This is a genomic window from Nocardia sp. NPDC047648, from assembly GCF_040642815.1.
GTDB lineage: Bacteria > Actinomycetota > Actinomycetes > Mycobacteriales > Mycobacteriaceae > Nocardia > Nocardia gamkensis.
Genome location: NZ_JBEYSX010000024.1, coordinates 61,702 through 68,117, shown reverse-complemented (window position 1 = coordinate 68,117; position 6,416 = coordinate 61,702). Strand labels below are relative to the sequence as shown.

Genomic DNA, 6,416 nt, shown 5'->3' with positions numbered 1-6,416 from the left:
CGCCCCGGCACCCCCACCACCGACAACGCACCCACCGCCCCCAACACCCCACCAGCCCGCAACACCCCACGCCTACTGAAACCATCCATCACAACCACTCCTCATTGAGCCGGGGCGTCACCGTGACGATGCGACGAGAGTCGGCGACGCCCGTTTTCGCCGTCGCAACGATAAGAACAGTGATTAACTTAGCAAGCGGTGGCGCCCGCTGTCCCGACTTTCGACGACTTGCCGGTACAGCCTCGCGCGGTAGCGAACGGTCCGTGCGGGCAGGCGAGATCGCCGTCCGCGACCAGCAGATTCACAGCAGCGCTGCGCAGACTTCGTAGTCAGTCGGCGTACCTGAGTCGGATGAACCAGCAGGGGAAGCACTTCAGGGCATATCCCCATCGATCGCTAATAAGGAGTCACATAAGCGGAGACCGGAAAGCCTCCTCGACGTCCCCGCGATCGCCCCCTGGATTCGGCTGTGTGTGGACAGACGAAAAGGGCCGGGCGGTTGTACCGCCCGGCCCGTGCTCTGGTCGACGTCAGCGACCGGCGTGACTGTGCTGACCGCCGCGCACCTTGGCCTCATTGGGCTGGGCTTCGGCGCCCTTGCGTCCCGCCGCACTCGGATCGGCGGAGTTGCGGTCGCCGAAGCTGCCGGTGCTGGCCTGGCCGCCGCGACGCGCCTGCTCCTCGGTATCGGAGCGGTTGCCGAACTGCCCGGGATTGTTCTGGTCTGTCATCACATGCTCCTTTCGGTAGCGGATGAAACCGACTGTGGCTCTTCGCGCCACGTCTTCGTGCTACCCGCACTCCGGTAGGCGAATCAGCCTCCACCCTTCTTCATACGATCGAAAAGAACTGCCCCACGGCCGCTCCGAGTACACGTCAGCCGAACGCGTTATCCGGCTGCCGATCTGCTCTCAGACGTTCGAAACAGCCGGGCAGAACATCAGGGCGATCCGTCGATCCGACCGGCTCGCCATACCTTTCAGCACAATCGATGATTCCCCGAAGCGAGGACGCGCCGGACTTCCGCGACAGTCCGTTCCGCGTCGAGGTGCCCGGTGTTGTCGAGCGCATGGTCCTCGAGTTCCCCCAGGTCCGCGAACGCGATGTGCATGCCGGTGATCGCCTCGACATCCTTCAGTTCGTCCCCTCGGCGCTGCTGCGCACGCGCCAACGCCGTGTCCAGATCGGGCCGGAGGACCAAGTAGGACAGCGCCAGGCGGTCGCGTTCGGCGGCCGCGCGAAACGGCGGCAGGAACCACGGCCCCACGATTCCGTCCACCACGACGTCGTAGCCGCCACGCGCGAACGTCGCGACGGACGCGACGATCGCGTCGACGACCACCTCGTTCTGCCGCTGCGCTTCGGGCAGGTACGGCAGGACGAATCCGGTGCGGATCGAGCGATAGAACCAGTCGGTCGTCACGTGAACCGTCGGCCTGCTCGCGCCTGAGGCGAGCAGTTCGGCCACGGTCGTCTTTCCCGCACCGGGCGGGCCGGTCAGGATGATCACTTCACCGTTCACGATTCGCGAAGTTAGTCGCACGACCGGCGTTCAGCCACCCACGGTGAGCACGCGCGTTCGACACGCCACGAGCGCGGTGCGGGCGGCCGCGAACGCGGCAACAGCTCGCTTCCCGGCACGGATACCCCGTGATCGCCCTTCGGCTCCTCCGGGCGCGATCGGTTTCCTCTCGGGAATCCCGGTGCTCAGCGTATCGCTCCAGCGTGCGCCAGCAGCGCCGTCGAAAACGAGTAGTCGCCTACTCACGATCGGGCGACTATCCGCGACGAGCATTCGGTACTGCGAAACCCTTCGTGACCGGTAGGTGTCCGGAGTCGGCCGAAGCCCAGCTGCGGCGACGACGAATCCCGCCGGGTCGCGGCTCCCACCGGCGGCAGTCTCGGAAAAGGCGGAAGTAATGAAAAAGTACGAAGTTCGACCTGGCGACACCCTCTCCGCGATCGCGCATCGCGAGTACGGCGACAGCAGTCTGTTCCCGGCGATCGCGCGCCAGAACCATCTCGCCGATCCGAATTCGATCGACGTCGGGCAACAGCTCCTGCTCCCGTACATCACCCGGCGCCACCTCGTCACCACTTCCGACTCCACCGCGGCGCGCAAGCAGATCACTCAGCGCTACTACGGCAGCGAGGACACCCATGTCCAGTTGATCTGGGAGGTGGTCAACGGTGTGGCACAACGCGAGATACAGCAAGGTGCGTGGCTGCACATCCCGGAGCTGGCCGATGTCGGCCACCACACGGTGACCGAAGGCGAGACTCTCGCGGTACTCGCCGAGCGCTGGTACGGCGACGACCACCTCGCCCTGCTGCTCGAACTGGCGAACCACCTGCCCTCCGGGAGCGAACCGGCTCCCGGCCACGTACTCATCGTGCCCGGCCTGAACCGCCGCCAGACCGTCGCAGGCGATACGCTGCGGACGATGTGCCACCACGCGTACGGTCCCGCCGACTTGGACACCAGGGTGGGTGTGGTCGCGGCGGCGAATCACCTCGCGGATCCCGACGCGGTCTTCGCCCGGCAAGTGATCCACTTCCCGTCGTGACTCGCGAGACGGCTACGCCCTCGCGCCGTTGCGACGGCGTTCGGTTCTGCGGCGGAACAACCAGGTCGACAGCCCGGTGACCGCGAGCGCGAGCGGAGTCAGGCCGAAGACCAGCCAGACCAGTCGCCACCAGCCGTTCACCAGCCAGCCGAAGTGGGCGGGTTCGAAGACCTTGGCGTAGAAGGTGTTCGCCAGCGGCCGGTCGTGGCTCGCGTCGACCACCTTGACGTCGGCGCCGTCGTAGGCGTTCACATAGACCAGGACGTCACCGCTGTAAAAAAGGCGATGCTCGCGTGGCGAGTAGGCGCCGGCCACGGCGGCGCGGTAGTACGGGGCGGTGTCGGTGGGCAGCAGCAGGTAGGCGAGCCGGCCCGGCGCGGCGCGCTGCGCGATCGCGCCGGCCTCGCCGATGGATAGCAGAGCCGTGCCCGCCCCGCTGGAGCGCGGCTCGAAGAACCTCTCGGTTCGTTCCAGTGTCGTGTTGCCGCCGGTGGCGACGAGCCAGGCCCGCTGGACGGCCGGCCATTCGATGGTGGTCCCGGTGATGCCCCACACCAGCAGGAACGGCACGGCGAGAACGCCGATGACGTCGTGCAGGTCGCGGTCCCGGGCGAAGCGCCCCTTCCGCAGGCGGACCCGGAACCCGTTGCGCCTGAGCGACGGCCACCAGATGACCACACCGGACACCGCGAGCGTGACCAACAGTGTGCCGAGCGAGCCCAAGATCACCGCGCCCCACTTGATGTCGATGAGGGGAGCTTGGTTCTCCATGATCGGGATCGCTCCGGAGTAGCGCGCGCAGCCGAATGCGCAGTTGTGCAGATTGGCCAACCAACCCAGCACACCGTCGGTCAGGTTCACCCGCTCGTTGATTCGCCCGGTTCCGGGATCGACCGAGTAGGCGGCGGTGTACTGCGCGTTTCCGATCGCGATCACACCGCCGTCCACGCCGACCCAGCCGACCGCGAAATCGGGATCGGTCGCACGAACCAGCGCGACGGCCTGCTCGTTGTCGATCACCGGCGGCGCGTCCGTGTGCCGATAGAACGAGGCGTGCTGGGCCCGGAACAGTTCGGCGTGGTAGAGCAGAATCGCGCCCGATGTCGATTGGACCACCAGGACCGTGCCGAGGATCAACGCCGACCAGCGGTGAATCGAGACCAGTGCGCGCCGTACCGGTTTGCGGGATCGCTCGCGCGAGCGGACGATCCGCCTGCCGGGCTCGTGCACCGCCGTGCTCGCGTTCATAAGGTTAGGCTAACTTGAAATAAGCCCTTCCCAGCTCCGGCGAGTTCCGATCCACCTCGGCCTCCCGATCACCCGGCGGGCATCAGGTCGACGCCGTACCCCGGGTACATCCGCGACGCCCCTCCCGTCCGGAACACCTCGACGGGACCGACCACCTCGGTCGCGAGCCTCGCCGCCCGCATCGCGCACGCTTTGAAGGCCCGTCCGGCCAGGCTGACCCGGTGCTGCACCGATCCGACCCGATGGTCGAGTTCGACGGGAAGACCCTCGCCCCACATCGTCACCTCGGTGCGCCCCCGGTCGAGACAGTCGAGCACGCCGTCGCGAACCCGGTTGTCGGACAGATACATTGCGGAGGCGACGGCGACTGCCTGCGGCCACGTCTCGCGCACCGGCGCGGCCGAGAACTGCTCGAGGTCGAGCGCCGTCGCCCCGAGGATGCGCAGCGGGCGGGTGTCCCCCGGATCGGCCACCAGCACCGTGACCTCCCATCCCGCGACGGTGCGATCGAAAAGCCACCCGCCGGTCCAGCGCACCACGTCCGCGATGCTCGGCGCGACCACCGCCAAGCGGTACCGATGCGGGCACCGGCGCGTCCGGTCTCGCCAACGAGTGAAGGAGGGCGATACTGGAGCGCCCCGGTCAACGGAATCGACGGATCGTACAGCCATGGTTCCCATCCCGGTGTCACCGATGAAGATGTCGACAGGTCCGGCCGCGGACACCGACTCCGATGGGTACCAACCACCGCGCCGGCCATCGCGGATCAGCGAGCCGCGCGGCCGAGGGGCGGCCGCGTGCCGAACCAGCGAAGGATCCGGAGAGCGGAGCGGCGGGTGAGAGCGGATCGTCGAGCCCCTCGCCGGAAGGTTCTGCCGCCCCCACACTAAGGCGGTCCACGATCCGATGACGGCGCTTCTGCCGAGCCCGATTGTGACCTATCTCACCGAGTCAGCAATTGCCTGGTCAAGACCCTGTGTCCACCTACCGCGGCCCGTACGGGCCGCCGTATCTCCGCGCGTTCACGACTACGGGGCATCGGAGAACGGGCGAGGGCACCTTGCCCGACCTACCCGGAACGCGAGTGATCACCGCTCGCCACCGTTGCCCGAGAATGCGTTATACCAGCGCTTTTCACTGCCCGAATAGTTGAGTCACAGCCGGTCTCCGGCCCCGCGGGAACCGGGACCGCGCTGCGATGGCAGCTTGACGACACCGCGCTCATAGTTCAAACTGGTTACCTACCGGACAAACCTATCCGGATCGTCTACCGGTCCGGAAATCAGCCGCTGGCAATCACTCGGCAATCACATGTCGAGAGTCTCGTCATGCGGCGATTCCATCTGCGACCGAGGGGGGCGGCATGGGCAAGTCGGCGTCTCGGCGACGAGCACCAGGAGACGTATGCGAACGCTCACCAGTCGCGCCGATCCCGACGACTCGCTCACCGCGACAGCGTTCGACCTGCGCGCGGGCGCCATCGTTCTCGCCGAATTCGGCGCTCCCCCGGCCGATCCGTTCAGCATCCGGCACCGCCTGGCGGACCTCACGCCGCTCGGTGCGCCGGTCCACCCGCTTCCCGGGCACCTGCACCGGCTCGGCGTACTGCTGCGCTGCTGCATCGACCACATGGCGATCACCGCGGAAATCGCGCAGATCCACGATCTGATCGGGCTCGCCGACGAACTCGTCGAACTGGTGGACATCATCAGTGACTCCGCCGTCTACACCGCCGAAGGCGTTGTCGCCGTGACCGATTCGGCACAGCGACACGCACACGCCACCGCGGTGCGACTCCGTACCCGCGGCGCCGACGCCACGGTACACCGGTTGCTCGCTCGCTGGTCGGCGGAAAGCGGAATCGATGTCGGGCAACGCGAATTCGCCAACGGGCTCTTGCACGTCATCCGGTCGTTCGAGCGCGTCGCCGACGAGCTGGCGTCGATCGAGCGCGCGCCGTGACCGGCGGGCGTGCCCTCAGCCGCGCAACGCGCGATCCAGCAACGCCCATGCCTGCCGGGCGGTCTCCTGCTTCGACTGCGCGTCGGTCTTCGACAGCACGGCAGCCAGCATCGCCAGCGCCAAGACCACGTCCGCGGTGGTGATGTCCGCACTGATCGTGCCGCGCTGACCCGGATCTTCCAGCTTTTCCGCGATGAGGGTGATCAGCCGTCGCGCCACCTCGAACAGGCGCATGTCGTCGGTGTTGGTGGGGTGAATCATCGCGATGAACGCCGCCGAGGTGGTGATCTGCTCGACCATGATCGCCAGCAGGTCGTCCACGGTGACCGCGGGATCAGCGGCCACCGCCTCGATACCGTCGATGTTCTCCTCGAACACCGCCAGCGCGATGCTCTCCCGCGTCGGGAAGTGCCGGTAGAGCACGCCCTGCCCGACTCCGGCGGCCCGGGCGATGGAACTGAACGGCGCGTCGAAGCCACTGTCCGCGAAGATTTCTCGCGCCGCCTGGATCAAGGCTGCCCGGTTGCCGGCCGCCGCCTTCGGCCCCCTGTTCACACGGCGTGGCGAGGTCATTCGGGCAAGATTACCGGACCATTGTGGCCGCCCTTGCCCGACCGAGCGCCCGGCACGGCATCCCGC

7 protein-coding genes are annotated in these 6,416 nt (G+C 67.3%); 2 read left to right on the top strand and 5 right to left on the bottom strand.

The genetic code is table 11. The features are described from left to right. Positions 1-530: 530 nt before the first annotated feature. Entirely contained in the window at positions 531-731 is a 201-nt protein-coding gene (locus ABZ803_RS33520) for a hypothetical protein (protein ID WP_357045575.1), read from the bottom strand. A 248-nt stretch (positions 732-979) separates the two neighbouring features. Continuing rightward, entirely contained in the window at positions 980-1,522 is a 543-nt protein-coding gene (locus tag ABZ803_RS33515) for an AAA family ATPase (protein ID WP_357045573.1), read from the bottom strand. A 397-nt stretch (positions 1,523-1,919) separates the two neighbouring features. Between ABZ803_RS33515 and ABZ803_RS33510 the strand changes: the two genes are divergently transcribed. Next, complete coding sequence (locus ABZ803_RS33510; RefSeq protein WP_357045571.1) at positions 1,920-2,567, top strand: LysM peptidoglycan-binding domain-containing protein; 648 nt, start codon at positions 1,920-1,922, stop codon at positions 2,565-2,567. Between the two features lie 12 nt (positions 2,568-2,579). Here ABZ803_RS33510 and ABZ803_RS33505 read toward each other — a convergent pair whose 3' ends face one another. Together ABZ803_RS33505 and ABZ803_RS33500 are read right to left on the bottom strand one after the other, a co-directional pair. After that, positions 2,580-3,815, bottom strand: a complete 1,236-nt coding sequence (locus ABZ803_RS33505; protein WP_357045570.1) for a PepSY-associated TM helix domain-containing protein — start codon at positions 3,813-3,815, stop codon at positions 2,580-2,582. Positions 3,816-3,883: 68 nt separating this feature from the next. After that, on the bottom strand, positions 3,884-4,378 hold the full coding sequence (locus ABZ803_RS33500) for a hypothetical protein (protein ID WP_357045568.1): 495 nt from the start codon (positions 4,376-4,378) through the stop codon (positions 3,884-3,886). Positions 4,379-5,219: 841 nt separating this feature from the next. On the opposite strand from ABZ803_RS33500, the gene ABZ803_RS33495 reads away from it, so the two are divergent. Continuing rightward, on the top strand, positions 5,220-5,777 hold the full coding sequence (locus ABZ803_RS33495) for a hypothetical protein (protein WP_357045566.1): 558 nt from the start codon (positions 5,220-5,222) through the stop codon (positions 5,775-5,777). Positions 5,778-5,792: 15 nt separating this feature from the next. On the opposite strand, the gene ABZ803_RS33490 is transcribed toward ABZ803_RS33495, so the two are convergent. Next, complete coding sequence (locus ABZ803_RS33490; protein ID WP_357045564.1) at positions 5,793-6,350, bottom strand: helix-turn-helix domain-containing protein; 558 nt, start codon at positions 6,348-6,350, stop codon at positions 5,793-5,795. Positions 6,351-6,416: the final 66 nt, after the last annotated feature.

Coding starts and splice junctions, on each gene's coding strand:
- ABZ803_RS33490 (WP_357045564.1), bottom strand. CDS start 6,350: ATGACCTCGCCACGCCGTGTGAACAGGGGGCCGAAGGCGGCGGCCGGC.
- ABZ803_RS33510 (WP_357045571.1), top strand. CDS start 1,920: ATGAAAAAGTACGAAGTTCGACCTGGCGACACCCTCTCCGCGATCGCG.
- ABZ803_RS33495 (WP_357045566.1), top strand. CDS start 5,220: ATGCGAACGCTCACCAGTCGCGCCGATCCCGACGACTCGCTCACCGCG.
- ABZ803_RS33505 (WP_357045570.1), bottom strand. CDS start 3,815: ATGAACGCGAGCACGGCGGTGCACGAGCCCGGCAGGCGGATCGTCCGC.
- ABZ803_RS33520 (WP_357045575.1), bottom strand. CDS start 731: ATGACAGACCAGAACAATCCCGGGCAGTTCGGCAACCGCTCCGATACC.